Source organism: Robinsoniella sp. KNHs210 (assembly GCF_000686105.1).
In the GTDB taxonomy this organism is placed as follows: domain Bacteria; phylum Bacillota; class Clostridia; order Lachnospirales; family Lachnospiraceae; genus Robinsoniella; species Robinsoniella peoriensis.
In genome coordinates this window covers 1,334,019-1,358,511 of record NZ_JMLZ01000001.1, presented here as the reverse complement: position 1 = coordinate 1,358,511, position 24,493 = coordinate 1,334,019, and the positions used below count along the sequence as shown (strand labels likewise).

The 24,493-nt window shown below is 41.1% G+C and carries 20 protein-coding genes; 4 read left to right on the top strand and 16 right to left on the bottom strand.

Going from position 1 to position 24,493, the window contains the following annotated elements; all coding sequences use genetic code 11:
• Positions 1-13 precede the first annotated feature (13 nt).
• The 4 genes from CD03_RS39850 to CD03_RS0105270 form a co-directional block, all read right to left on the bottom strand.
• The gene (locus CD03_RS39850; protein ID WP_442969721.1) at positions 14-187 is read right to left on the bottom strand and encodes a DUF6783 domain-containing protein; all 174 of its coding nucleotides are present in this window, start codon (positions 185-187) and stop codon (positions 14-16) included.
• A 196-nt stretch (positions 188-383) separates the two neighbouring features.
• Positions 384-1,352, bottom strand: a complete 969-nt coding sequence (locus CD03_RS32510; RefSeq protein ID WP_044288921.1) for a glycosyltransferase family 2 protein — start codon at positions 1,350-1,352, stop codon at positions 384-386.
• A gap of 13 nt (positions 1,353-1,365) precedes the next feature.
• Complete coding sequence (locus CD03_RS35810; protein WP_052377678.1) at positions 1,366-3,324, bottom strand: hypothetical protein; 1,959 nt, start codon at positions 3,322-3,324, stop codon at positions 1,366-1,368.
• Between the two features lie 318 nt (positions 3,325-3,642).
• The gene (locus CD03_RS0105270; RefSeq protein WP_027292734.1) at positions 3,643-4,389 is read right to left on the bottom strand and encodes a Nif3-like dinuclear metal center hexameric protein; all 747 of its coding nucleotides are present in this window, start codon (positions 4,387-4,389) and stop codon (positions 3,643-3,645) included.
• A gap of 179 nt (positions 4,390-4,568) precedes the next feature.
• Between CD03_RS0105270 and CD03_RS0105265 the strand changes: the two genes are divergently transcribed.
• Entirely contained in the window at positions 4,569-5,195 is a 627-nt protein-coding gene (locus CD03_RS0105265) for a Crp/Fnr family transcriptional regulator (protein ID WP_027292733.1), read from the top strand.
• 360 nt (positions 5,196-5,555) lie between these two features.
• On the opposite strand, the gene CD03_RS0105255 is transcribed toward CD03_RS0105265, so the two are convergent.
• The 6 genes from CD03_RS0105255 to CD03_RS0105230 form a co-directional block, all read right to left on the bottom strand.
• Complete coding sequence (locus CD03_RS0105255) at positions 5,556-5,771, bottom strand: hypothetical protein (RefSeq protein WP_027292731.1); 216 nt, start codon at positions 5,769-5,771, stop codon at positions 5,556-5,558.
• Positions 5,772-6,001: 230 nt separating this feature from the next.
• A complete protein-coding gene (locus CD03_RS0105250; RefSeq protein ID WP_027292730.1) occupies positions 6,002-6,793 on the bottom strand; it encodes a nitroreductase family protein in 792 nt (263 codons plus the stop codon).
• A gap of 148 nt (positions 6,794-6,941) precedes the next feature.
• On the bottom strand, positions 6,942-8,948 hold the full coding sequence (locus CD03_RS0105245; RefSeq protein WP_027292729.1) for a glycoside hydrolase family 31 protein: 2,007 nt from the start codon (positions 8,946-8,948) through the stop codon (positions 6,942-6,944).
• A 45-nt stretch (positions 8,949-8,993) separates the two neighbouring features.
• A complete protein-coding gene (locus CD03_RS0105240; protein ID WP_027292728.1) occupies positions 8,994-9,839 on the bottom strand; it encodes a carbohydrate ABC transporter permease in 846 nt (281 codons plus the stop codon).
• A 1-nt stretch (position 9,840) separates the two neighbouring features.
• A complete protein-coding gene (locus CD03_RS0105235; RefSeq protein ID WP_044289149.1) occupies positions 9,841-10,749 on the bottom strand; it encodes a carbohydrate ABC transporter permease in 909 nt (302 codons plus the stop codon).
• 146 nt (positions 10,750-10,895) lie between these two features.
• Positions 10,896-12,269 (bottom strand): ABC transporter substrate-binding protein, encoded by a 1,374-nt coding sequence (locus tag CD03_RS0105230; RefSeq protein WP_027292726.1) that lies wholly within the window; start codon positions 12,267-12,269, stop codon positions 10,896-10,898.
• A 332-nt stretch (positions 12,270-12,601) separates the two neighbouring features.
• Between CD03_RS0105230 and CD03_RS0105225 the strand changes: the two genes are divergently transcribed.
• On the top strand, positions 12,602-14,764 hold the full coding sequence (locus tag CD03_RS0105225) for a HelD family protein (protein WP_027292725.1): 2,163 nt from the start codon (positions 12,602-12,604) through the stop codon (positions 14,762-14,764).
• A 12-nt stretch (positions 14,765-14,776) separates the two neighbouring features.
• On the opposite strand, the gene CD03_RS0105220 is transcribed toward CD03_RS0105225, so the two are convergent.
• Both CD03_RS0105220 and CD03_RS35805 read right to left on the bottom strand, forming a co-directional pair.
• Positions 14,777-15,505: a response regulator transcription factor gene (locus tag CD03_RS0105220; RefSeq protein ID WP_044288918.1), complete on the bottom strand. Its 729-nt coding sequence runs from the start codon at positions 15,503-15,505 to the stop codon at positions 14,777-14,779.
• Between the two features lie 12 nt (positions 15,506-15,517).
• Positions 15,518-17,296, bottom strand: a complete 1,779-nt coding sequence (locus CD03_RS35805; RefSeq protein ID WP_052377677.1) for a sensor histidine kinase — start codon at positions 17,294-17,296, stop codon at positions 15,518-15,520.
• Positions 17,297-17,365: 69 nt separating this feature from the next.
• On the opposite strand from CD03_RS35805, the gene CD03_RS32495 reads away from it, so the two are divergent.
• Positions 17,366-18,319: a helix-turn-helix domain-containing protein gene (locus CD03_RS32495; RefSeq protein WP_052377676.1), complete on the top strand. Its 954-nt coding sequence runs from the start codon at positions 17,366-17,368 to the stop codon at positions 18,317-18,319.
• A 57-nt stretch (positions 18,320-18,376) separates the two neighbouring features.
• Here CD03_RS32495 and yicI read toward each other — a convergent pair whose 3' ends face one another.
• The 4 genes from yicI to CD03_RS0105190 all read right to left on the bottom strand — a co-directional run bounded on the left by yicI (position 18,377) and on the right by CD03_RS0105190 (position 22,576).
• Complete coding sequence (gene yicI, locus CD03_RS0105205) at positions 18,377-20,746, bottom strand: alpha-xylosidase (RefSeq protein WP_027292723.1); 2,370 nt, start codon at positions 20,744-20,746, stop codon at positions 18,377-18,379.
• Positions 20,747-20,950: 204 nt separating this feature from the next.
• Positions 20,951-21,769: a TPM domain-containing protein gene (locus tag CD03_RS0105200; RefSeq protein ID WP_027292722.1), complete on the bottom strand. Its 819-nt coding sequence runs from the start codon at positions 21,767-21,769 to the stop codon at positions 20,951-20,953.
• 22 nt (positions 21,770-21,791) lie between these two features.
• Positions 21,792-22,370: a LemA family protein gene (locus tag CD03_RS0105195; RefSeq protein ID WP_027292721.1), complete on the bottom strand. Its 579-nt coding sequence runs from the start codon at positions 22,368-22,370 to the stop codon at positions 21,792-21,794.
• Positions 22,367-22,576 (bottom strand): hypothetical protein, encoded by a 210-nt coding sequence (locus CD03_RS0105190; protein ID WP_027292720.1) that lies wholly within the window; start codon positions 22,574-22,576, stop codon positions 22,367-22,369. The genes CD03_RS0105195 and CD03_RS0105190 overlap by 4 nt, the downstream gene beginning before the upstream one ends.
• 100 nt (positions 22,577-22,676) lie before the next feature.
• Here CD03_RS0105190 and CD03_RS0105185 point away from each other — a divergent pair, with 100 nt between their 5' ends.
• Complete coding sequence (locus tag CD03_RS0105185) at positions 22,677-24,431, top strand: S8 family peptidase (protein WP_027292719.1); 1,755 nt, start codon at positions 22,677-22,679, stop codon at positions 24,429-24,431.
• The last annotated feature ends 62 nt before the right edge of the window (positions 24,432-24,493 follow it).

Here is a 24,493-nt window from a genome sequence, read left to right as displayed (position 1 = left end):
ACGTATCTTTTCCCTATCCCTTCTTCTTTTGCTTCATTCCAGAGCGTGTTTGATCATTGCTTTCCGACATCTGTGTGTCACACATTGTGAGGAATTTGTTCCGAAAATACAAGGCGCAGCGAGCTGCCTGACTAACTTCGGGGCAAAATTCACAATTTTTCCTTTTTAATACAGAAAAAAATATCACTATTATCAATTTTTTCTCATTTAGAATAGCAATAACCCGTCTTTTTTACTAGAGTAATATCTTTTGATTAGAGGTAAAATCTTTCTTTTTGTAAAAACCTTTTCAGGATACGGATACAAAAATTGGCAAACAACAGGATTCCCCGTGTTTGCCAATTTCATTCTAATTATGTATTTTAGACGGTTCGGTATAGATTTTAAACCGGGTTTTCTGCCTTTTCATGATCCCCTTTTTCCTGCATTGTCTTATATCCCTCAAATTGATTCAGAGATAATTCAAACTGCTGTCTCTGATTGGTGCTGATTACATTTAAAATCAAACCGCTGAAGTATGACTGTAAAGAAGCCACAACAAGAAAGCCGCAGATAATCAGGGTTGGAAAGCGCTCTACCAAGCCTGTTTTGAAGTATTCTCCCAATACCGGTACAAAAAAAGCAACAGATAAAAGAAACAAAATAACGGCAATAATGCGATAAAAGGAAAAGGGACGGTAATGTTTGTATAGTCTCGCCACCATTTTTAAAACTTTGATTCCATCAGAAAAAGTATTCAGTTTGGAGATACTTCCCTGGGGGCGGTCTTTATAAGAAATGATCACATTTTCCAGGTGCATATTTTTATCCAGTGCATGGATCGTCATCTCTGTCTCAATCTCAAATCCTTTTGATAATACTGGAAATGTCTTGGCAAATCGATAACTAAATGCCCGATAGCCCGTTAGGATATCACGTATATTGTTTGCAAAAAGGAGATTAATCAGCTTGCGCACCACTTTGTTTCCAAGGTTGTGGAACAGTCTTTTATTTTCTTCAAAATATGTAGAAGACAGACGGTCGCCGATTACCATATCAATTCCTTTATCTAACACAAGATCTGCCATTTTCCGGGCATCTTCTGCCGGATAAGTGTCATCCCCATCTACCATCAGATAACACTGTGCATCTATCTCCCGGAACATGGTCCGGATCACTTCTCCTTTCCCCTGCTTCTTTTCATAGCGGACAACCGCTCCTTCCATTCTTGCTATCTCATCCGTTCCGTCGTTGGAATTGTTATCATAGACATAGATAACCGCTTTTGGCAAAGCACGCTTAAAATCCCTGATCACTTTCCCAATGGTAGTACTTTCGTTATAGCATGGTATTAAAACTGCTAATTCATCCATTATCTCACCTCTTTCAATTGCAAAGATACAAACCGCTTAACAACACACTGATCCCTGCTAATACGCCTGTGCCTGCATGGATTGCTGCCTTAAACTGCCTGTCTCTTATCTCGGTTTCCGCCTGCATTATTACCAACACTGCCGGTATGCATAAAAAGATTCCAAAGTCACACATATACCGCATTAATATACCTGCCATCTGCACATCTGCACCCATAATTACAATTGCTGCTGCCAGTGAAACCAAAGCAAAAGCAAACAGCCCTTTTTGCCGGAGTCCCTTTTTCATTTTTATAATGAACACGTTGAGCCATAGGAAAGGATGCAGCATTAAAATCCCCCCATACATTCCTTCGAAAATAGTGATCCCCTGATAGGCAGCCGCAACGTCTACTTTCTGCATAAACGGAAATTGTGTCTGAAAGTTTACCGGCTGCAGCAAAAACATATAGATTCCCAAAGGAAAGCGGTCCAGATGAAATCCTCTGTTTGTCATATCATTCGTAGTAAGATTATAATTTGCCCCGAAATCAAAAGGGGATCCAAATCTTGCATAATTATAATACATTAGCCCTGCTCCAATCAGAAGAAAGGGTAAAAGGCAAATACCAGCCTGTTTCGCCCAGACTCTTTTATCCAGCCTCCATGTCTTTTTTAAATGCGGAGCCAAAAGGCAAAAACAGGGGAAACAGGCCGCCAGCATCTGTGGACGGCACCCTGCAGTAAGTGCCAGGCAGATACATCCTGTAAGGACACGTTTTATATGGATTTTCTCCTGCCCCAATCCGGATATTAAAAAATACATTCCCCATACCACAAAGCACATTCCCATAATAATCGGGAGGGCATAAAATGTGGGATATTCTGCTACAATCAGGCTTCCGCTTCCGCAAAATACTAATATTTCCAGAAGCAGCAGCATTCCAAAAGAAGTCTTTTTAAAATATCTTTTCACCAATTCCAACAGCAACATTACAATTCCCAAAACAAACAGTGCTTCGCAAAAGACTGTCCCCGCAACTGTCGGAAACCCCTGTCCGGTAATCAAGTAATATGGAAGATAAAAAAACAGTACCGGGGCAATTCCAAAATAAACATAATATTTTCCTTCAAAGTAGGCGGTATCCCATTCGGACGGAACTTTCAGGTTTTTCCGAAGCTTTGTATCATAGGGATTATCCATAGCCAGCAATTCTTTCGATGGTTCAATATCCAGATAAAAATGTCCTTTCGCCAATGATTGCGCCAGCTTCTCATATTGGTAGTGATGAACCCATGGCGGATCCACATATTTTGCAGTCGCAAATGCGCCAGACAATACCACGCCTAACTCAATACCAATCACCGCCACACAGATGCAGTATTGCTTTTTATTCCTCATATCACATTTAGCCTTCAATAAATTCCGCATGTAATACAGTCCGGATAACAGCATCCATAATATAAAAATCCCTGCTATATTAGAAATATGTAAATTTAAAGGCTTATGAACATTCAGACCAATCTGTTTGATCCAAACTGCTTCTCCTTTTAAATCTTCCAGTTCTATTTTCAGCTTTTTTGCTTTACCACTCAGGTTTAGTTTCACATATTTACCAGCAGCGCTGTTAACACTTATAACAAGGGGTGGAAGTTCATAGTACAGCTCATTTCCTTCATCCGCCGCTGAAATCCGAATTTGGAATTGACTGATACTCTCCTTTTCCGGCTGCAAATCCAGATATAAATTGTGAACTGCTTCATTGATATCTGTAATTTCAATTACTGCCTCCTCTTTGCTAAAATGCACTTTGCCCGGCTCTTCCGTCTCCTTCTCCACACTATAGTCAACCGAATATCCCTCTATGGGTGAAAAGGTGAAAGACTCCCAGGTCCGATAATTGACCAGAAAGCATTCTGCCAGGACTGCAATCAATAAACCAATGATTACACTCTTTATCATCTTTCTCTTTGACTCACATTTCATTTTCATTTATTGCCAGCTCCATTCTGTTGTCTGTCTACTTTTTCTCGTTGTAGACCTTACTGTTATCTTAAAATAAGAATCTTTCAACACCCTTACAAAATCAGAGAACATTCTTACAGTTTTGTCATAATTTGTTTAAAACCCTGGATTGAACCTATATTTTTGCCATAAAATAAAAAATACTAACCAGCGATATGGAAAGACATGGACCCTGAATTGAAATCCATTTTTCTTTTGTATCGTCAATTAGTAATTCATAAAGTTTGGTTTTAGCTAAGAAAAGGAAGGACCTTTTCTCAGCAAAAACCAATGTTTAATTTAATTTCAATCGTTACTTTCCGGTATCCGGTACACTTCCACATCTGTACCCAAAACCAGTTTTTCCGCCATAGCATATACTCCTGAAATCTCCGTATTTGTATGGCTGCCAACAAACAGATTCATTCCCGCAAAACGTGCATATTGCTGTGAATACAATGCATATTCACCGGTGACGTAGGTATCACATCCTTTTTCTACCGCAATTTTCATTTCCGTTGTAAGGTTCCCACCACCTGCAGCTACGCATATTTTTTTAATCTTTTTGTTATGATTCTTATATTGCCGAACGGGTTCCTCTAAGATTCCAGTCAGCTTAACAGAAAATTCTTCAAATTGCATCCCGGTATCCAGTTCCCCTATACACCCACCATTATAAATTTCCGCATAAGGCAAATCCTTTTTTAAATTTCTGATTCCCAGCGCCTTAGCCAGCGAGGCGCTTGTTCCAAAATCCGCATCATCCAGCGGTGCGTGAAAAAATGCATGGATTATATGATATTCTTTCAGCAATGCATTACACTCTTCTTTCATTCCGAAAACGAATTCCCAGGAATCATGATGTGTCAGCATGAAATTGACCTCCATCTTTTTTGCTCGAAGAATAATTTCCGGCGTCAGATTCGTGGCATATCCGATACGGCGCACATCCAGCTCCATTTCATTATAAATCCCCCACTCTTCCGGTTTAGCAGCCAGTTTATCCGAATCAAACAGACCTATTAATTTAGATTTTAATATACAGTATTTCATTCATATCTCCTTTTCTGTTTATTTAATATCTCTCACTTTTCACCACATGGCTTTACATATACAGAGTGTATCTAATTGTGTATTAGATAATAATCTCACAGCTTTAAAGCTTGACAATAGAATAACCCCAAAGTATGATTAATGATAAGGTCAGTTGACCCACTTAAGGAGATTTTTATATGAGCAAAGATTTACTTTTATATATGCCTCCGGGGATAAAGGAAAAATTAGTGAGAAAACATTATTCTGCCGGAAGCCCAATCCTGCTTGCCGGTCATGATAATTCCTTTGTATTTTTCTTACTCAAGGGGGAAGCCGAAGCATTTATTCAAAATGCGGAAGGTACAATGACTACCGTATATGTATACAAATCCAACAGTATATTTGGAGAAATTGAACCTTTCTATGATGAATTGAAGCCGGTAAGTATTACAGCAAATACTTCCTGCACGGTTGACGTACTTCATAAAAAAGATTTTATAGAATGGCTGCGGAATGATTTTGACGCAGTATCGGCATTAATTTCCATAATTGCAGAAAAGCTTGTAGGAAACAGTCTGTTAATTGAAGAATTATCATTAATGAATGTGCGTGAACGGGTTTTAAGATGTATTGCTGTACATTATGAACAGAATCGTCTGCATTTGCTTACAAAGAAACAGATTTCATTAGAAGCGAATGCTCCCATCAGAAGTATAAACCGTGCGATCGCACAATGTATAAAAGAAGAATTGTTCTGTTATGAAAACAAAAAAATACACATATTAAATAAGGAAGCTGTCTTGAACTTTCTTCCCCATATTTAAAATCAATACACATAACACATAAAGGGGCAGCAAAAATCTGCCCAGGGAGGTTTTATTGTGATTACATATATCATTTCAATCTTATTATTGGTTTTGAATATCTTTAATCCCAGAGTTTTATGGTATTTCAAATTTTGGCGGGCTTTCGGTAAAAGTACCGAGCCTTCAAAAACATATATCCTTTATAACGGCATTTTATCTGTCGTTGCCATGATAATACTTTCCATTGCCTATTTTACAACATTTCTGGCGACACCCTGAATCTGGGAAAGATGGGAAACCCATAAGTAATAACATAAAAATTGTTGGAAATTAGAGAAAGCGAGGAAACTCTTTCCCCGCTTTTTCAAAATCTTTCTCTTAATCTCTCTCGCTCTTATTTCCCGCTTTGTAATCGTCTCTTGCCCAGTTTGGAGCATTGACAGGACCAGCCTTAGCATTTCCGCTTTTCGCAGCACCCTGAATCTCAGGAACCTTTGCCTGTTCATTCTTAGGATGATGCATCCGTTCATGATTCTCTGTTCCGTGATTTTTAGGGTCATAAGGACTTGGCCTTCTCATACCTGCTTTTGCCATGATCATACCTCCTCTTGTTTGAAATTCATTCCCTCCATCTGTACGCCCCTTCGCGTGAAATTTGTCCCAAAAATAATCAGCGTAGCCCGCTGCACCTGGCATTTTCATAACAAAATCCCACATTGTGTGACGCACAGCTGTCAGAAATCAAATTTTAAACATACTCTAGTTTTTGTATCTCAGGCAAAATTAATCAGGTAATATTTTGTAAATGCAAAGACTAAAGAACTCTACCGCCAGATTACGTCTGCTTTTCGCCTTGGGGCAGTTCTTCTGTATTTTACGTTTGGATATCCCAACAGCATGCAGCAAGACACCTTTTTCTCTCCAATGCCCAGCCATTCCTGCAATGCCGGACTCGTTCCCAGAACCCGCATCATATATCCGCTGTACAATGCTCCGGCTCCTTCTGCCACAGCCATGTTCTCAATATTTGCCGCTGCCAGTCCTCCATCCAGAGGATTTTGGGAAGCAATCACCAGAAATGCCGGTGCATTGAATAAAAATGTATCATCCTTTGGATTTCGCTGCCATTTTTTATAAAAACTTCGAAATGCTCTTTCATAATCCGGCGCTGATTCCTTTAAGATTTCCAAAACTCCCGGTATTTCATTCCAAAGCAATTCCCTGAATTCTTCCATCTGCTCCTGCACCAGCACGAAAGTACACGCCTGCATATTCTTTGCAGTAGCGGTATATCGTCCTGCATCTAATATACGGTCCAGTTTATCTCTTTCTATTTTCTGCTCCTTAAAATCGCGGATACTCCTTCGAAATTTCAATGCATGAAGATAGTGATCAGGACAGACCTTAAAATCTGCCTCCACATATTCCTCAACCTCATCCATCTCATATTCCGGAATACTTACAGCATTCACAGGGCAGATAGCCACACAATGTCCGCATTGTATGCATGGGCGGCAGGATTGCGCCTTATCCTCTGCCAATTTGATTGCCTTACCCGGGCAGTCCTTTATACATGCCCCACATCCTGTACATAATTCTTTATCAAATACTACCATAATTCCTCCTGACCGAGCCTGTTCTTCATAATCCGGATTGGAAACTGCCAACACCGGATTCAAAGATAAATGCTCTCAATTTCTAGTAATTCACCTCCTAAGTATAACATTAAAATCTGGAAGAAAACAGTATAAAGATACAGGAAGTTCACGCTTCTGATCTACAAGCCTTCCCAGCTCTGCAATATACCGGCAACGCATCTAACGGTGCTTCTGCCAGGATCGTCTGCCCGCCTTCATATTTCTCATTCGTCCGAATGTCCGTCCATTTTGTTCCTTTTGGAAGGTAGACTTCCCGCTGTCTCTGTTTTTCATATAAAACCGGAGCAATTAAAAGCTCATCTCCAAACAGGTACTCATTTTCTATTTCCCAGCAAAGCCCGTCTTCCGGGAAATCATAAAATAATGGACGCATAGGCGGCGTTCCTTTTTCATGTGCCTTTTTCATCATTCTGGTGATGTATGGCTTCATTTGTTCCCGAAGTGCTAAATATTTCCGGCATATTTCGTATGCTTCTTCGCCAAATGACCACACTTCATTATCCGCGCCCGATACGCAGGCGGCACCGCCTTCTGATCCCATAGGCGCTTTAAGCGGTTCCCGATATCCATGAAGGCGCATTACCGGGCAAAAGGTTCCATATTCAAACCACCGGATCAGCAGCTCCCGAAATTCCGGGTCTGCAGGATTACCTCCATGAAATCCTCCAATGTCCGTAGTCCACCAGGGAATTCCCGCCAATCCCATATTTAACCCGGCTGCCAGCTGATTACGAAGGCTGGAAAAGCTAGAATGGATATCGCCGGACCAGACAAGTGCACCGTATTTTTGTGACCCTGCCCATGCACAGCGCAGAAGATTTATAACATTCTCCTGTCCCTCCGCTTTCATTCCATCATAAAAAGCTTTTGCGTACATTGCAGGATAAATATTTCCAATCTGTACATTGGGTCCCAGATGGTACCTGTAATTGTCAAAATCATATACGGAATACTCCGGCTCAGCTTCATCCAGCCAGAATACTTTTACACCTTTATCATAATAATTTTTCTTCGCCTTATTCCAGATATAATTTCTTGCATCCGGGTTGGTAGCGTCAAAATGAATGGTATTGCCATGAAAATCCATGACCATACGAAATCCTCTGTCTGTTCTGATTAAATAGCCCTTTTCCTTCATCTCCAGGAAATTTTCGCTACGATAATCAACCGTGGGCCAGACAGACACCATCAATTCTATACCCATTTCTTTTAGTTCTGCTATCATTCCATCCGGGTCAGGCCAATATTTCGGATCAAATTTCCAGTCTCCCTGCAAAGGCCAGTGAAAATAGTCAATTACAATTACCGAAATGGGCAGTCCTCTTTTCTTATATTCCCTGGCTGTCTCAAGCAGTTCTTCCTGAGTCTGATATCTGAGTTTGCACTGCCAGAATCCCATGGCAAACTCCGGCATCATTGGAACCGTTCCGGTAACGGAGGCATAGGCTTCTTCTATTTCAGCCGGAGTATCACCTGCTGTAATCCAATAGTCCAGTACCTTTGTTGAAACTGCCTCCCAACTGGTAATATTCTTTCCAAAGACAACCCTTCCCACCGCCGGATTGTTCCAGAGAAATCCATACCCCAGAGAAGATAATGCAAAAGGCACACTTGCCTGTGAATTTCTCTGCGCCAATTCCAAGTCCGTACCCTTTAAATTTAAATACGGCTGCTGGTACTGCCCCATTCCATAAATTTTTTCATCAGGATCAGATACAAATCTCATAGTCAAATGATAATCACCACCGGGTATCGGACAAAATTCTCTAGCCTCAACCTCCAGGGCACTGCAATAGTCTGCAAAAACGTCCAGGCGGTTCCTCAGATATTCCTCTAATAAAATCTCTCCTTTCTGGTTGTAAAAGATCATTTTCCCATACTTGGAAATAACTGCCTTTATTTTTCCGTTTGAAACAGATGCCTGGTCATCTTCAATCATTACTCTGAAGCAGGATTTCTCTTCTACTTTCTGAAGCGCCCAGTCCTCCCCGGGCATATCTGCCTGTTTTGTTGCTCTGATCCTTAAACTGTTTTCTCCCCAGGGCTCTACCCATAATTTTTCCGAATCATAATGGAACACCAAACGATTTCCATCTAATTGAAATACCGACATAGTCATTCCTCCTGTTTATTATTTTGTACGCTGTTTTTTCATTATTTATCCCTTAACCGCTCCGCTTACCAGTCCACTGACTATATGTTTCTGCAAAGACATAAATAAAATTACAATAGGCAGAATTAATAAAACCCCATAAGCCATAATCATGTTCCACCTGGTTCCGTACAGCGTCAGAAACTGATATATTCCCGCTGTCATAGGCCGCATCGCCTCTTTTGTATTAAAGGTCATAGAATATGCAAGGTCATTCCAAGCCATAATAAATCCAAAAGAAAAAGCAGTCACAATTCCGGGCTTGGATATGGGAATAATAATTCTGATAAATGCACTGAACCGGTTGCATCCGTCAATTCTGGCTGCTTCCTCCAATTCTATGGGGCAATTCAAAAATATGGGCCGCAGCATTAGAATTACAAAAGGTACCGAGACAGTGGCTGTAGATAAAATCGGTGCCAGATAATTATTTAAAAGTCCCAGTCTGGAATAAATGAGATACAAGGGTGTCAACACTAAGGAAGCCGGAAGCATCTGGGTTACCAGAAATACCAGCATAAAAAACTTGGACCCTTTCACCTTATATCTTGCCAGTCCATATGCCGCCGGTACGGAGAGAGTCAGGCATATCAGCATAGAACCCACTGCCACAATAACGGAATTCAGAAAAGGTCTGAATACCGAGTTGGCACCGGTAAACTGCTGGATATATGCCGATAACGTAGGCAGATGGGGAATCAGCGTAGGCGGCTTTTTGAAAATCTCCTGATCCATTTTTAAGGAGCTGACAACGACCCAGTAGATCGGAAATAAAAATATAATCACTACAAGAACTGCCAGTCCATTATTAATCCGGTTTCTTTGTTTTTCATTTAAATGTATTTTTATCATATTACATCACCTCGTCATCCGAAATAAATTTTAGATAAATCAGGCCTACTATGAACAGACATAGGAACAGTACATTAGCCGCCGCTGAACCATTTCCAAAATTGAAATTCTTAAAGGACAATTGATAGGAATAAGTGGATAGCACTTCTGTTGCATCCACCGGCCCGCCGGATGTCATTACATATATCAAATCAAATACTTTAAAAGTAAGCACAAATCCCAGAATCAAAACAGACAAAATAGTAGGCTTTAACAAAGGAAGCGTAATGTGAAAAAAACGTTGAATTTTATTTGCCCCGTCAATGCCGGCACTCTCATATACATCTTCAGAAATATTCCCAAGACCATTAGAAAGAAGAAGCATATTAAATGGTATTCCTACCCAGGAATTGGCAATGATAACTCCCAGCATGGCTGTTTTCCGCTCAATCAGCCATCCGATTGGCTCCTTAATAAAATGCAGGCTGAGCAGAATCTCATTGACAATGCCGTTTCCTTCTGCAAACATAAACTTAAAAGTAAGTGCCGTGACCGTAACCGGCAGCATCCAGCTGATCACGATCAAACCCCTGGTATACCGGGAAAAGGTAAATTTTTTCGAAAAAAACAGAGCAAGTGCAAAACCGATTACAAACTGAAAAACCAGACATCCTCCCGTATATACAAATGTATTTTTTAAGGAAGTCCAAAATAATTGATCCCCGAAAATTTCCCGGTAATTTTTTAAACCTGCAAATGCTTTGTTATTCTGGGAAATGGTCAAAGCAGTGGCATCCTGAAAACTGATTATGATGTTGTAGATAATCGGATAACCGATTAAAGCCAGCATAAAGACAACTGCCGGAAGGATAAAAGAATATCCCATCATCATATCCCTTCTGTATTCTCCTGTAACCTTTCTTTTTTTCATACAACCACCCATAAAAATCCTTTCTGCTAATGAATTTCATCTGTCCACTTTCTGTTTCATTAATAAATCCTGCAATTTTGACATAAAAAGTCCTGCCACCGTCTTCCCTGGCGGCAGGACTCCTGTATTTTCATTTAAAACAACAGTTATTTAATCGTAGCATTAATTTCATCTACTGTTTTCTGAGCTTCTTCCAGTGCATCCGGCACTGATTTTTCTCCGGTAAGAGCCTGTTGGATTCCTAACTGAATCGCGGTGGAAAGCTCTGTCCATTTTGGATGTGGTCCTCTTGCCTTTGCCACTTTCAGCTGTTCCCCGAACACTGCCATAACCTCGTCATCCGGGAAAGTCTCTTCTCCGGAAACATCGGACCTAGGAGAGAATTTTTTGATTTCACCACACAGTTTTTTGGATACGTCTTTACTTTCAAACCATGTTATAAAGTCCCAGCAGGCATCAATATTGGCATCTTTGGAAACAGCCAGATTCTCTCCGCCCAAAACAGATGCGAATTCATTATCTTTTGGTATCATCGCTACACCCCAGTTTTTGTCAGGTGCATCATTTTCAATCAGGTTATTGGACCAGGGTCCGTTAATCATCATGGATGCCTGTCCTGCTGCAAACTGTTTTTCTATATCCGTCTGCCCCCAGTTAATTATCTCTTTGCTCATATATCCTTTGTCTATGAGGCCGGCAATAAATTCCAATGCGCTTTGCGCTTCCGGTGTATTTAAATGTTCCGGATCCCCACCAGCCGATAAGAGGAACGGAATAAACTGGAATGTTGCTTCTTCCGTTTTAATGGCACTCATCGCCAGTCCATAACGGCCATCCTTTGTGAGCGCCTCCGCTGCTTTCTCCAATTCATCCCATGTTGTAGGAACTTCTATATTGGCCTCAGCCAGCTCGTCTTTATCGTAATACAGCGCGAGACAGTTGCTGTTAAACGGAATCCCATATATTTTATCCTGATATGTACAGGAATCCATAGGTCCCTCCAGAAACTGGTTTTCTTCCCATGATTGGAACTTTTCTGTCAGGTCTGCAAAAATTCCCATGGATGCGAAAGAGGAATGGTCGGTACAGTCAATGATTCCGATATCCGGAAGTTCACCGGATACAGCCCCGATGGTATACTGTTTTAAAAGCTCTTCCCTGGGTACATATTCCGCTTTTACATAGACTTTATTCTGGGACTCATTGTACTCACTTATGGTATTCTCCAGAGCTTCTTTTTCCAGTTCCGTTATGTAATGCCAGAGTACCACCTCTTCTCTGCCCTCTGCTGCTGCCGTACTCTCTCCCTGGGTCGATGCAGATGTGTTTTCCTCATTTGAACCTGCTTCGCTTACGGCTTCTGTACCTGCATCAGATTTTGTTCCTGCATCTGTTTCCGCCGCTTCGTCTGTTTTCGTCCCGGTTTCTGTGGTTCCACCGGAATCTGATGCAGCGCTGCAGCCAAAAAGTGTCGTTGCTCCTAATGCCATTGCCAGTATAATTGCTAATCTCTTTTTCATTTATCCTACCTCCTGCTTTTTATAACTCTATTATAAGAAACCCTGAGGAAAATTAAAATTCCAATATTATAAGAAAAGTGTAAATGATTATAAATAACAGTCATATCCTAAACTTTGTGGATGACGTATAAATAAGAAGATTTGAGGGAAATTTAGTATAGAAAAAAAGGCAATTGCGCATAAGCACCAATCACCTTTTCTCTTGCCTTTATTGTATCATACATAATCAGCAACAACAAGACTGTTTTTCAAGTTTTAGTTGTGCTAGACTTGATGGACAACGGCTATGGGACTAAGTTCCGGCCAATTCTGGATGAGAGGTGTTTTTCATAATGGTAAATAATCAATCTGAATTAGAATTTGAAAACAAAAGGCTGGAACAAACGATATCTTTAGCAGAGGAACAACTGGAAAAGGCAAGACAGAACAACGAAGAGAATAAGTCAGCCATTATTTCAGCAAAAAAAGAGATGCGCGAAAATACGTCACACTCTATATCAGGGCTCTGGTCATCGGAAGGTTTTGAAGCTCTCGCTGAGTTAAGCCAATATGTGAATCCGGTTCTGGATAAAATTGCAGACTATGAAGAGGTGGAGAACAAAATATTTCTGTTGGAAAATTTGATCAAATCCCCATATTTTGCCCGAATTGATTTTAAGTTCGATGATGAAGATACTTTTGAAAAAATATATATCGGACGTTCTTCTTTGAAAAACCTCACTACACACGAATTGTACATCTACGACTGGAGATCGCCAATTGCAAGTGTCTTTTACCGTTTTTTAACAGGGCCGGTATTTTATGATGCCCCCAGCGGGAGAATTAACGGAGAGGTTAACTTAAAGCGCCAGTTTGAAATAAGCTGCGGCAAACTGGAATACTTTTTTGACGCCGATGTTCAGATTGTAGACGAGTTTTTAAGACAGCTATTGTCTAAGAATACTTCTTCAAAAATGAAAACCATAATTGAAACCATACAGAAAGAACAGGATATTGTGATAAGAGACATGGAAAATGACCTGATGATGGTGCAGGGCGTGGCCGGGAGCGGAAAAACTTCCATTGCCCTCCATAGGGCTGCATACCTGATGTATCAGGACCTGCAGGTGAAACTTTCTGCGAATAATATTATTATTATCTCTCCAAACTCGCTATTTGAACAGTATATCTCTGACGTATTGCCGGAACTCGGCGAAAGTAATGTTGTTTCCATGGTGTTCGAAGAAATTATTACAAAACTATTCCCGAATGTACATTTACAGTCAAGAAACCAGTTTTTAGAAAACTTGATCACAAGTCCCGAATACCGCACGGTTATAAAAAGCAGTATCGAATTCAAAACCTCCCGGAGATTTCTGGAAATGATTGACCGGTTTATTTCGGATTTGCCCCAGAGATGGATCGCCTTTGAAGATGTCTATTATGATAACAAGTGTATTGTAAGCAAAGATATAATGAGATATAAAATATCCGGAAGAGCAGAAACTCCTTTGGGAATGAAATTAAAACAATTAGAGACTTTTATTCTGGAATCTGTAAATGCAGCACAGAAAAAACGTTTGTCAAAAGCTCAGGAATCTTTGATAAAAGAAGAAATAAAAAAATTCACAGAACTCAATATTTCAGACCTGTACAGACAGTTATTCCTTGATAAAGAATATTTTTATAGCTTAGCAGATAACTTAGAGCATAATGAATACATGGAAGAAATTTTAGAATTCACACAGGAAAACTTAGACTCTAACCTTTTGCATTATGATGATGCAGCTGTTCTGGCTTATTTGCATCTGAAGATATATGGAACAAACGACTATAAAAGCATCAAACAGGTGGTAATTGATGAAGCCCAGGATTATTATCCTCTGCAATTTGAAATTTTCAATTTATTATTTCCGAATTCCAAATTTACCATTTTAGGAGATATGAACCAGACCCTGGGGAAACAGGAAAATCTATCGCTTTACGATCAGATCAGCAGTATTCTGAATAAGAAAAAATCATCTCTGGTTACCATGGATAAAAGTTTCCGCTGCACCAATGAGATCCTGAATTATAGTTTGAAATTTATCGAACATAACCCAGGTATCAAGAGCTTTAACCGCCAGGGCGATGCACCGGAAATTCATGCTGCTTCTGACCCGTCAGCTCTTAGCGGTATGATCCTTAAAGAAGTAAACACCTGTATGGAAAAGGGATATCGCTCCATCGGACTTATCTGTAAAAGTGAAAGAAATGCCCTTAGGCTGTTTGATTCCTTAAAGGACAAGATTGATCTTCAGTTAATAAAAAACGAAAGTGTGGCTGACCTTCACGGCGTGTTTATCATTCCTGTCTATATGTCAAAAGGACTTGAGTTTGATGCTGTTTTAATATGTGACACCGATGCCCTGAATTATAACAATGAAGATGACAAAAACCTTTTATATATTGCATGTACAAGGGCACTTCACCGGCTTAATCTGTTCTGCCTGGGAGATATGAGTCCGCTGTTGTAGTTATGGTTTCGCTCAGCTAAACCCACGCTTTAAACTTGAAACATACTGTTTCGCCGATACCCCTGCATATTCTTTAAACACCTTGGAAAAATATTTCTGGTCCGGGTAGCCGGTCTGGCATGCGATCTCATAGATCTTCATATCTGTTTCTTCCAATAACTGTTTTGCTTTCTGCATTCTTACTTCTTTCAGGTAATTGGAAAAGGTCTTGCCAGTCTCTTTGGCAAATAATGTGCTCAGATACTCCGGTGCCATTTTATACTTGCAGGCAAACAAATCCAGACCCAGGTGTTTACCGTATTCTTTATGTATGGTTTCCACCATTGCGCAGATACAGGCGGAGTAGTGCTTCTCCTCTTTTGGCTGCTCCTCCCTGCCTCTGTTTTCAATATTCGCCAGCGTTTCCCGCAGATTATTCACCGTAATCGGCTTTAGAAGATAATCACGGATGCCAAGTCTTACTCCCTCCTGGGCATAACCAAATTCCGCATAACCGCTCAGTATGATAAAGACCGGATTCAGGCTCATGTTTTTCAGCTGCCTGATCATACTCAGTCCGTCTACTTTTGGCATCTGTATGTCTGTAATTACTACATCCGGCTCAAAATCTCTGACAGCCTTCATTCCTTCATAACCATTATCCGCTTCTGCGACTACGCAGTATTCCGGATTTATTTTCTCAATACACTTAACCAGACTATGCCGCACCCGCAGTTCGTCTTCTACTACTACAATACGCATATAGTTCACCCCTTATGGAATCATTAAAACGACTTTTGTTCCCCTTCCCGGTTCACTCTCAATTTGAATCTGTGCTTCACCTTTGTAATACAGATTCGTACGGTTTACAATGTTGCTGATACCGATACTCTCGCTGTTAAGAGGCGTTTTATTGGAGATATCATTGTGAATCCGCTTTAGGATATCGGATTTAATACCACATCCGTTATCCTCAATGAATATCATTAATTTCCCATCTTCTAAAACCTCCGCCTTAACAGAGATAACTCCTCCCTGCTTTTTATCCTGGAAACCATGAAGAATAATATTTTCAATAATCGGCTGCAGCAGCATTTTATAAATTGGATAATTCAGTGACTCCTCCTGAATGTCATATTGGCACACAAAGGAATCGTTAAATCTTTTTTGCTGCAAAAAGGTGTATTTTTTCATCCATTCCAGCTCCACTTCCAGCGGTACCTGCATATCTATATTCGTAACACTGTACCGCAGCAGGCTCCCCAGTGAACTCAGCATCTGACTGATCTCTTCCTGATCATTCTCTATGGCAATCCAATTGATGGAATCCAGGGTATTATATAAAAAATGAGGATTAATCTGAGCTTCTAATGCCTTGAGTTCTGCCTTTCTCTGCCGGTTGGACATGGTCATAATTTCATAGTTCTTATCTTTTAGCTCCTGTATCAGCTTCTCATTTTTACCCCGCATCTTATCAAACTGATAGATGATCGATACCAATTCATCCTTTTCCTCCAGACGGGGCAGAACTTTTGTCTCTCCAGGCTGGTACTCTTCAATATACCGTGCCGTTTTTATAATAGAGCGGGATAAGCGGTTCGTAATTGTAACCGTCAGGAGTGTAAAGGACCCCATGATAACAGCTACGATTAAAAAGCTGATCTGCCTAAAAAATGTCACATCCTGAAACAGCAGTGTTTTGTCAATAACCTGTACCAGCTGCCAGCCTGTTCCTTCAATTTCATTAAAGAATATCCTGTGATTACTGCCATTTCCGACGGCATTGGCTGCTGTTTCAAAATCACTGCCTATCAGTTCCCTGTTTTCTGCAGCAATTACCTTACTGCGGTTATCAATCACATACGTAGTGATGCCCAGTTCCTCCATATATTTCTTCATTTGATTATTGCTGATTTTCGTATAATGAAACATATCCTCGTCCACGCCCACTACAATGATCCCGAACTTTTCTTTCGTAACCGCATCCTTTAGGGGATACGACAAAAAGAAAGAGTAGATTTTTTCTTCCCGGTTCTCCGTAAGGCAAAGGGTGGGAAGATATACCACTTCGTCCTGATCCCATACATTCAGGTAAAAATAATCCCGGTAGATCCGGTTATTCCATATTGTCTCCAGACGTCCCAGCCGCTTATCGTATAAAATATATTCGTCGCTGTCACTTAAATAAGTAATACTGTTTACATTGTCATAAATAGATGTGAAACTCTGAATTTTTTCCAGGATCTTTGATTTGTACGTATATTCCCCCTCCCTGCCGGCCTGATCCATTTTTCGGACCAATTTTAGAAGCTCCCTGTCCGTTACGATATTATAGAGAATATTCCGGTTGGACTTCAGCCGTTCTTCAATTACCTGCAGATCCCTCTGTGCGTTGTTATCCACAATTGCCTCTATTTTGGAATTGATGCTGCGGCTGTATACCAGATAACTGCCAATTCCGATGAGGATACACGGAATGATCCCCAGCAATATGTATCCCAGCACAATCTTATTCTTCAGCTGCATTACTTTTTTATCTTTTTTCTCTGTCATTTTCTTCTCTTACCTTATCTTGACTTTTCTCCTAAAAACGATTACATTAAAATTCAGGAGGAACGACTTATGCCTAATCACGAATTTGAATATATCAAACACAGTAAAACAAGTTATTGCAAAATATTTCTGGCTGAAATTTTCCAATGCACTCCCCAGCACTGGCACAGCGACATGGAATTACTTTTGGTATTGGATGGAACGCTTACTATAACTTCTCTGCCGGATAACCCCATTGCCAAAGAACATGACATGATTGTTTTTAACAGTTATGAAACCCATCGGCTTACCTGCACCTCCGGAAAAGGGCTTGTGCTGGCTGTCCAGTTTTCCTCATCCTTCTGCCGCAGTTATTATCCGTCCTTTGAATATACCTATTTTCATCAAAACCTGCTGTGTTCCTGCAGCAAATACACAACCTTGCAAAAACTAATGCTTCAGATGGCTTCCTCTTTTTTCCGGGAACCGGATTATTTTTCCCTCCATTGTATCGGGCTATTAAATTTGCTGACGGAACAGATGCTCCTAAATCTGCCTTACGGCCTGTTGGACATGCAGGAACGAAGCAGCCGTGAGAAAAATATATTCCGTATGCAGAGTATCCTTAACCACATAGAAAACCACTATACGGAAAAGCTGCTGCTTTCCGATATTTCTGAGCAGAAAGGACTGTCTCTGCATTATCTGTCCCACCTGTTCAAAAAAACCCTGGGCATTTCTTTTCAGAACTATATGAAGCAGCTTCGTTTTGAAAAAGCCCTCAATCTGCTTACCGAGACCGATAGCAGTATCCTGGATATCTGCATTGCCAGCGGTTTCTCAGACATCAAGTATCTGAACCAGCTATCAGAGGAATATTTCGGCTGTACCCCCGGTCAGTACCGCCGCCGTTTAAGAGAAAAACAAAGCGCCCCTGTCCCTATCCCTTATATCCGGGAGTGTTCCCTTACCAATGAGTCTCTAAGTGAAAACTTCTCCATATTATGCAGTTATTATCCTGAGCTGGAACTTGATCATGTTTGACAGGCGCCATTATGAAAGAAAACTTCCATTCTTTCATAACCGCACCTGTCCCTGTAATTATAATACCTGAATTTTATATTCCTTACAACCCGCTTCCGGAATCAGATATGTCTGATTATCTTCTTCTTCCAGACTTCCTCTGCCTCCAGTATTGCTGCAAGGATTTTCCAAACACAGCTTCCAGCCTGAATCATGTGTGGCCGTCACCTTTAAGATATCCCCGTTCTTCTCTGCCTGAAGCTCTAATTTATCATTCAGTTCCTTCTTGTACACTACGGCTTTTATGCTCTTTCCCTCTTCCGGTTCAATCAGATGGAACGTCACATTGCTGCAGTAGTCATATTCGGCACAGTCATCTCGGTCTCCCACTGCCAGCAGTGTATTCGGCTTCACTAACAGCGGCAGGGAAAAATAATCAAACTTCTGTGTATACCATCTGCCTCCCACTAATTTTTCTTTTGTGATCCAATTGGTCCAGTTACCCTCCGGTACATAGTAGTTTGCTATGCCGTCTTCACGGAATACAGGTGCTGCCAAAAGGCTGTCACCTAACATATACTGCCTGTCCAGATATGCACAATTTGGATCTTCCGGAAATTCAAGCATCATAGCCCTCATCATCGGTATCCCCTGTTCATGAACCTGCACTGCCTGAGAAAACAAATAGGGCATCAGAGAGCATTTTAACCTGGTGAAAAATCCCAGTACATCACAGGCTTCTTCATCAAACATCCAGGGCACACGGTAGGAATCATGTCCATGAAGCCTGCTGTGGGTAGATAAAAGACCAAATGCCGACCATCTCTTGTATAGATCCGGTGTGGCGGTGCTGTCAAATCCACTGATATCATGCGCCCAAAATCCGAAACCGGACTGGCAGAAGGACAGGCCTCCTCTTAGGCTCTCCGCCATAGATTCATACGTTGCCAGGTTATCTCCGCCCCAGTTTACCGGGAACTGCTGGGTTCCTACCGTTGCGGACCGTGCAAATACGCAGGCATCCCGTTCCCCTTTTTTGCGCTTAAGCATTTCATAAACCGTCCGGTTATATAGAAAGGTGTAGTAATTATGCATTTTTTGGGGATCAGATTCATCAAACCACTGCACCTCTGTGGGTATTCTTTCCGCAAAATCCGTCTTCAGGCAGTCTACCCCCGTATCCAGCAATTCCTCTAATTTCCCTGCAAACCACCAGCACGCATCAGGATTTGTGAAATCTACAATGGTCTGTCCGGGCATCCAAAGATCACTCTGCCAGATGCTTCCGTCTTTCCGTCTGAGTAAATAACCGTATTCTTTTCCTTCCCGGTACAATTCAGAACGCTGTCCTATGTACGGATTAATCCAAACACAGATTTTAACACCATTTTCCTTTATTTTGGCTAACATCCCCTTCACATCTTTAAATTTGCTGTCCCATTTAAAGTTGCAGAGTTCAAATGGCTTCATCCATCCTGCATCATAATGGAATACGCCAAGGGGAATATTCCTTTTCTTCATTTCATCCACAAAACCGTGCACCACTTCCGGCTCATAACTCGGTGTCCAGCTGGTAGACAGCCAAAGCCCAAAGGACCATGCCGGCGGAACCGGGCTTCTTCCTGTCAGCGCAGTATAATTTCCAAGAACCTGCTTCGGTGTACCCCCTCCGATTACCATATATTCCAGAGTCTCACCCTCCACACTGAACTGCACTTTTCTCACATTCTCCGTTCCCACTTCAAATGTAATATGCTCAGGATGATTTACCAGCACGCCGTATCCGTAATTAGACAGATAGAACGGAATATTTTTATAGCTCTGATCGCCAAATGTTCCGCCGTCTTTATTCCATATTTCGATCGTCTGGCCATTTTTAACGAGTGATGTGAATCTCTCCCCCAAACCATAAATATATTCCCCTACCCCTAGCGAAAGCTGCTCTCTCATATAGGTTTCCTTCATATAATGGGGACGCGGCGGACAATGATTGAAGTCACACCACTGGTCTGCCTCATAATCCAAATCTGTCACATATGCCAGGCTCCTGTCTTTACTGGAAACCATTTTCTTCCCTTCATAATAAAAGCTGAAAGCAAATTCTCCTTTTTTTTCTATGATTACCGTAGTTTTGCCGCTGGTCATCGAAATGGTTTCTTCCGTATCTGCAAATTGCAGGTCTGTCTGCTCCTGAAATAACTTAAATTCAGGTCCTTTTTCGATTTTTCCGTCATAATGGTTCACCCTGATTTTGATAACATCCCTTCTGGGGGAAGTAAACCATACCGTCATTGCAGGTCCGTATGTAGTATCATTTAAATCCCGGATTTCAGCACAGGGGACGAATACCTCAATCCCCTCATCTGAAATCTTATACTCCCATAATGAGTGTACTTTATGCTGCCTGATTCCCTTTGCTTCTTCCCATATTCCATCTGTAAACCTCATGTTTTCCCTCCTGTATGATCAATTTTTCTTGTTGTAAAAAGTATATACAGAATTGATAAATTAAACATGGGCTTATTTGTCTTTTTTATTATGCAAATTAGCTATTTTATTTTCCGCACACTACCTCTATCTTCAAAGCGTCCCTTACTCAGCTAAACCCCAATTTAAGCCAAAATTGTTTGGCCTGGGGAATTGCATGGACTTTTAAAATCTCCCGGAAGCCCCGCCGCCGCCTGAAGAACCGCCGCCGCCAAAGGAGCCGCCTCCACCGAAGGAACCGCCGCCGAAGGAACCGCCGCCGAAGGAGCCGCCGCCGAAGGAGCCACCGCCAAATGGGCCTCCAAAGAATCCGCCGCCGCGTCCGCCTCTGCCGCCGCCTCTTAAGAAGATTACGATAAAAAATAATATCAGACCTATGCTGATAAACGAACCTCCATTTGATGATTCCCCGTAATCCTCATCAGCAAAGCCCTCTTGTATATTGGCATCGTCCAGGTTAGATGGTTCTTCCAGGTTATATTCTGCGTACACTTCCTTTAATACACCGGTAAACATGGTCTTCATCCCCAAGTCCCAATTATCTTCTTTTAAAGCCGGTGTACCCAGATTGCGGATGATTCTTCCTGCCTTGGCATCATTAATCGCCCCCTCAAGTCCATATCCCACTTCAATTCTAACTTCTCTTTCCTGTAAAGCCAGAAGAATTAAGACACCGGAGTTCTTGGATTTATCACCAATTCCATATTCCCGGAACATCTCATTGGCGTAATCTTCAATAGAATTTCCATCCAGGGTCTGTATCGTTGATACAACAACCTGTGCTTTCGACTTGTCATTTAGCAATTTACTCTGTGCAATCATATATTGTTTCGTTTCATTACTCAAAAGTCCTGCGAAATCATTTACATAAAACTCTCTTGTGGGAGCCTGAATACCGGCTGCCGCTTTTACCGGTAAATAAGCCAGCATCAGCACCATCGTAACCATAAGGCTATATGCAAAAATATTTTTTATTTTTTTCATATGACTCCTACCATACCATCTCCTATTGCCCCTCAAAATTGACTTCCGGTACCTGCTGCGCCCCTTCGGCAGCCTGGAAATATTCTGCTTTCTCAAATCCCAGCAGATTAGCAAAAATGTTGGAAGGAAATCTTCTTATTTTCTGGTTATAATTTTTCACTGCATCATTATAGTCTTTTCTTGCAACTGCAATCCGGTTTTCCGTGCCCGCAAGTTCATCAGAAAGAGCGATAAACTGTTGATTTGCTTTTAGATCCGGATAATTTTCCACAACCATAAGCAGTCTGCTCAGTGCACCGGACAATTGATTGTCAGCATCTGCCTTTTCTTCCATACTTGCAGCTCCTGCCAGTTTTGCTCTGGCATTGCTTACATCTTCGATTACCTCTTTCTCATGTTCTGCATAACCTTTTACCGTATTTACCAGATTGGGAATGAGATCTACTCTTCTTTGGAGCATCGTATCAATATTAGCCCTCTGATTTTCCACATTTTCATTAATTCCTACCAGGGAATTATACTGGCTGATACCAACAACTACCAGTATTACAATAATTCCAACAATTACCCATATTGCGATTTTACTTCCAGATCTTTTCATGTTTTCACCCTCTGCACATTGCCGTTAACATCAGCAATGCTGCCGCCTCCTATTGATTTCTGTTGATTCTGCTGCCTTATTTGAAATATATTATATTTATTTTTATTGTATGAACGTTTTCTCTTTCTTAATTCTATATTAGTATTTACTATCCTTTGTAATCCATTCAGATTTTTATTATAGTAATTTTTTATCTTTCTATACATAAAAACAAACTAAAAACAGGCTTTCTGTGAAAAATAAGAACTATGGTCTTTCTTTCCGGCGATTTACATATATTGTAGAAAATGATTCTGGGAGAATTTCATGGAATGCAATCAAAATGTTGCCTCTGAAGAGTTTGCTGATTTTATCATATCGAATAGCAATTATAGTTTAGATGATACACTTCAGAACAATCCTTCGGCATGTGGGGATTATGTCGACAACCAATTTTCTATAGTATATATTCCCATGCAGGAAGCAGCTCCAATAACTACAGAAAAATACGAATATTATTCTATTCCAAATCTTTATACCACTCTCGATACATCCAGCATGGAAGCATCCGGTATATTGGATACCATTGAACAACCTCTTTTGAATTTGCGGGGACAGGGAACTATTATTGGATTTATTGATACCGGAATCAACTATCAAAATCCGTTATTCCGGCTTTCAGATGGCAGTTCCCGTATTTTGGGAATTTGGGATCAGACCTTACCGTCTTTGGAAATTCCCCAGAAATTACCGCCGGGAATACCAGGTTTCACTGTAAATGACACCATTATTTATGGAACAGAATTTACGAATACCGAAATTAATGAAGCTCTGGCATCCGAAAATCCATTAGAGTTAGTTCCAAGTACAGACACCAACGGACATGGAACCTTTCTGGCTGGCATAGCCGCAGGTACACAATCACCAAATGGAGATTTTATCGGAGCCGCGCCGGAATGTAATATTGCAGTCGTTAAACTCAAACCTGCAAAACAATATTTACGGGATTTCTACTTAATACAGGACTCTGCTGTAGCATATCAGGAAAATGATATTATGATGGGAATTAAATATCTGACACTTATATCTGCCCGATATAAAATGCCATTGATCATTTGTCTCGGACTTGGGACTAACATGGGAAGCCATGAAGGAACATCGCCGCTTGGGCTGCTGTTAAGAAGATTAAATCTGATGACAGGATTTGCATCAGTTGTAGCTGCCGGAAATGAAGTAGGAATGTACCATCATTTTTTAGGCAATATCAAAACCGGTTTGGAATATGAGGATGCAGAAGTATCCGTTGGCGTTGATGAAAAAGGATTTGTGGTTGAACTATGGTCATCTCCCCCGGAACTTTACACCGTCGGTTTTGTATCACCTACCGGACAAACGATCCCACGCATTCCCTTGATCGAGGAAAGAGACACACATGTGACTTTCACACTGGAAAACACACAGATTACAGTTCATTACGACATATCGGAAATGGGCTCCGGCAGTCAGTTTATCACTATGCGGTTTCAGTCGCCTACACCGGGAATTTGGAGAATCCGCGTGTATAATTATCTTTTTATAACCGGTAATTACCATATGTGGCTCCCGATTCAGGGATTTATTTCCAGCTCAACCGTTTTTTTAAAACCAAATCCGTTTACTACAATCACAGAACCGGCAAATGCCTACAGTTGTATTACTGTCGGCGCCTACAACCATCGGGATGGCAGTCTGTATATTCATTCCAGCTATGGGTATAACCGCATTAACTTTCTGAAGCCAAACCTGGTTGCACCCGGAGTGAATGTATATGGCCCTGCTGTGTCCGGCATACCTGCAGAATCCGGCATACCCATGACCTATCAGACCGGAACTTCCGTAGCCGCAGCACATGTTGCAGGCGCTGCAGCCAATCTGATGACCTGGGGCATTGTGCAAGGACATAATCCCGGTATGAATGCAAATTCTATCAGAACCTATTTAATCCGTGGTGCTGACCGAAATCCTGCGTATGTTTATCCGAACAGGGAGTGGGGTATGGGGACGCTCAATCTCTATCAGACGATTCTCAGGCTTCGTGAGTAGATAACGGGCTTTTGAAAACAAAAATATATCCGCAAGCCAGAGGATTCATTACAAAGAAGTAA

Coding starts and splice junctions, on each gene's coding strand:
- CD03_RS32510 (WP_044288921.1), bottom strand. CDS start 1,352: ATGGATGAATTAGCAGTTTTAATACCATGCTATAACGAAAGTACTACC.
- CD03_RS35810 (WP_052377678.1), bottom strand. CDS start 3,324: ATGAAAATGAAATGTGAGTCAAAGAGAAAGATGATAAAGAGTGTAATC.
- CD03_RS0105270 (WP_027292734.1), bottom strand. CDS start 4,389: ATGAAATACTGTATATTAAAATCTAAATTAATAGGTCTGTTTGATTCG.
- CD03_RS0105265 (WP_027292733.1), top strand. CDS start 4,569: ATGAGCAAAGATTTACTTTTATATATGCCTCCGGGGATAAAGGAAAAA.
- CD03_RS0105255 (WP_027292731.1), bottom strand. CDS start 5,771: ATGGCAAAAGCAGGTATGAGAAGGCCAAGTCCTTATGACCCTAAAAAT.
- CD03_RS0105250 (WP_027292730.1), bottom strand. CDS start 6,793: ATGGTAGTATTTGATAAAGAATTATGTACAGGATGTGGGGCATGTATA.
- CD03_RS0105245 (WP_027292729.1), bottom strand. CDS start 8,948: ATGTCGGTATTTCAATTAGATGGAAATCGTTTGGTGTTCCATTATGAT.
- CD03_RS0105240 (WP_027292728.1), bottom strand. CDS start 9,839: ATGATAAAAATACATTTAAATGAAAAACAAAGAAACCGGATTAATAAT.
- CD03_RS0105235 (WP_044289149.1), bottom strand. CDS start 10,749: ATGAAAAAAAGAAAGGTTACAGGAGAATACAGAAGGGATATGATGATG.
- CD03_RS0105230 (WP_027292726.1), bottom strand. CDS start 12,269: ATGAAAAAGAGATTAGCAATTATACTGGCAATGGCATTAGGAGCAACG.
- CD03_RS0105225 (WP_027292725.1), top strand. CDS start 12,602: ATGGTAAATAATCAATCTGAATTAGAATTTGAAAACAAAAGGCTGGAA.
- CD03_RS0105220 (WP_044288918.1), bottom strand. CDS start 15,505: ATGCGTATTGTAGTAGTAGAAGACGAACTGCGGGTGCGGCATAGTCTG.
- CD03_RS35805 (WP_052377677.1), bottom strand. CDS start 17,296: ATGACAGAGAAAAAAGATAAAAAAGTAATGCAGCTGAAGAATAAGATT.
- CD03_RS32495 (WP_052377676.1), top strand. CDS start 17,366: ATGCCTAATCACGAATTTGAATATATCAAACACAGTAAAACAAGTTAT.
- yicI (WP_027292723.1), bottom strand. CDS start 20,746: ATGAGGTTTACAGATGGAATATGGGAAGAAGCAAAGGGAATCAGGCAG.
- CD03_RS0105200 (WP_027292722.1), bottom strand. CDS start 21,769: ATGAAAAAAATAAAAAATATTTTTGCATATAGCCTTATGGTTACGATG.
- CD03_RS0105195 (WP_027292721.1), bottom strand. CDS start 22,370: ATGAAAAGATCTGGAAGTAAAATCGCAATATGGGTAATTGTTGGAATT.
- CD03_RS0105190 (WP_027292720.1), bottom strand. CDS start 22,576: ATGTATAGAAAGATAAAAAATTACTATAATAAAAATCTGAATGGATTA.
- CD03_RS0105185 (WP_027292719.1), top strand. CDS start 22,677: ATGGAATGCAATCAAAATGTTGCCTCTGAAGAGTTTGCTGATTTTATC.